Origin of the sequence: Mesorhizobium sp. M7A.F.Ca.CA.004.12.1.1, assembly GCF_003997835.1 — a bacterium.
GTDB lineage: Bacteria > Pseudomonadota > Alphaproteobacteria > Rhizobiales > Rhizobiaceae > Mesorhizobium.
This window is the reverse complement of sequence record NZ_RZRK01000990.1, coordinates 1-1,986: the sequence shown is the minus strand read 5'-3', so window position 1 is coordinate 1,986 and position 1,986 is coordinate 1. Positions and strand designations below refer to the sequence as shown.

At 62.2% G+C, this 1,986-nt stretch carries 2 protein-coding genes; both read left to right on the top strand.

Translation table 11 applies throughout. The annotated features are described in order from the left end of the window. The coding region (locus tag EN984_RS32670) for a LysR substrate-binding domain-containing protein (protein ID WP_245480166.1) at nt 1-397 on the top strand (397 nt) is incomplete at its 5' end. Between the two features lie 220 nt (nt 398-617). Then, complete coding sequence (locus EN984_RS32665; RefSeq protein ID WP_127267885.1) at nt 618-1,772, top strand: ABC transporter substrate-binding protein; 1,155 nt, start codon at nt 618-620, stop codon at nt 1,770-1,772. The last annotated feature ends 214 nt before the right edge of the window (nt 1,773-1,986 follow it).

Genomic DNA, 1,986 nt, shown 5'->3' with positions numbered 1-1,986 from the left:
GCTGCCGCTCGGTCATCCGCTCGTCGGCGCCGACATTATCAGCATTGGCGACATTGCCTCCGAAACGCTGATCATGCTGACCGTCGACGAGATCGAGGAGAATACCGGCAAGCTGCTGACGGCAATCGGCGCCAAGCCGCATGTCGCCTTCCGCACCCGTTCCGTGGAAGCCGTGCGCAGTCTGGTCGCCACCGGCGCCGGTGTGGCGCTGCTGCCCGACCTCGTCTACCGGCCCTGGTCGCTGGAAGGCGACCGCATCGAATCGCGCGATATTTCCGGCTCCTTGCCGGTGGTCCAGGTCGGCATGGTCTGGCGGCGCGGCTCCGGTCTGCCGCAGGCCGCGCGCGATTTCATCGGTCTTGCCCAGTCGCAACGGACGGTTCGCCAGCGTCCCTGAGAGATCGGCTGCCAACCTATCGGAAAAACCGATATCGCCCTTCTGATAAATGAATTTGCGAAACCGGAATTTTCAAAGCACTTTCCGGTTCAGGGACCAAAGCCGCCATCAGAGCGGCATCAAGCCCAACGGACGAACTGACAGTTTTCAGTCCGCGCGTGACCCCTAGCGAAGACCGAAACCGGCCTTCGGGGCCAGGCGCCTAAATGGGAGATCGACAATGAATTCATTCCTGAAGTCGTGCACTGCTCTGACGGTCGCGCTGACCTTCTCCGGTCAAGCCGTCGCCCAGGTCAAGGAACTTGGCAAGGGCGAGGGCCAGGTCAATATCGTTGCCTGGCCGGGCTACATCGAGCGCGGCGAAACCGACAAGGGCTATGACTGGGTGACCTCCTTCGAGAAGGAGACCGGCTGCAAGGTCAACGTCAAGACCGCCAACACCTCCGACGAGATGGTCTCGCTGATGAATGAGGGCGGTTTCGACCTCGTCACGGCTTCGGGCGATGCTTCGCTGCGCCTCGTTGCCGGCAAGCGCGTGCAGCCGATCAACACCGATCTCATCCCGAGCTGGAAAACGGTCGACGAGCGCCTCAAGGACGCGCCGTGGTTCACCGTTGGCGGCGCCCATTACGGCGTTCCCTACCAGTGGGGTCCGAACGTCCTGATGTACAACACCGACGTGTTCAAGGAAGCTCCCAAGAGCTGGAATGTCGTCTTCGAGGAAATGAAGCTGCCGGACGGCAAGTCCAACAAGGGCCGCGTCCAGGCCTATGACGGGCCGATCCACGTCGCGGACGCCGCCAACTATCTGATGTTCCACAAGCCGGAACTCGGCATCAAGGATCCCTACGAATTGAACGAGGACCAGTACAAGGCGGCACTCGACCTGCTGCGCGTCCAGCGCACGCTGGTCGGCCGCTACTGGCATGACGCCGCCATTCAGGTCGACGATTTCCAGAACGAGGGCGTCGTCGCTTCCGGCTCGTGGCCTTTCCAGGTCAACACGCTGGTCGCCGCCAAGAAGCCGATAGCGTCCACCATTCCGGAGGAGGGTGCGACCGGTTGGGCCGACACCACGATGATGGAAGCCGATTCGGCCAACCCCAACTGCGCCTATATGTGGATGGAACATTCGCTGTCGCCCAAGGTGCAGGGCGACGTCTCGGCCTGGTTCGGTTCGCTGCCCGTGGTGCCCGCCGCCTGCAAGGGCAATGAGCTTTTGACCGACGAGGGCTGCAAGACCAACGGCTACGAGAACTTCGACAAGATCAAGTTCTGGAAGACCCCGGTGTCGAAATGCGCCACCCAGAACGACCAATGCGTGCCGTACTACCGCTGGGTGTCGGACTATATCGGCGTCATCGGCGGAAGGTGATTCCGCGCTTCGCCTGAGAGTGCAGCGCCGCCCCTCACCTTGCCCTCTCCCCGTGAAGAAGCGGGGAGAGGGGGGTCACCGGCCTTGGAGTGCTTCCCTTCTCCCCGTCACTGTACGGGGAGAAGGTGCCGGCAGGCGGATGAGGGGCAGCGCAAACGCCCGCTAGAAGAACGCTGCACCGCAGCCCGAATTGATTTGCCTGACAGATCAGGAC

Coding starts and splice junctions, on each gene's coding strand:
- EN984_RS32665 (WP_127267885.1), top strand. CDS start 618: ATGAATTCATTCCTGAAGTCGTGCACTGCTCTGACGGTCGCGCTGACC.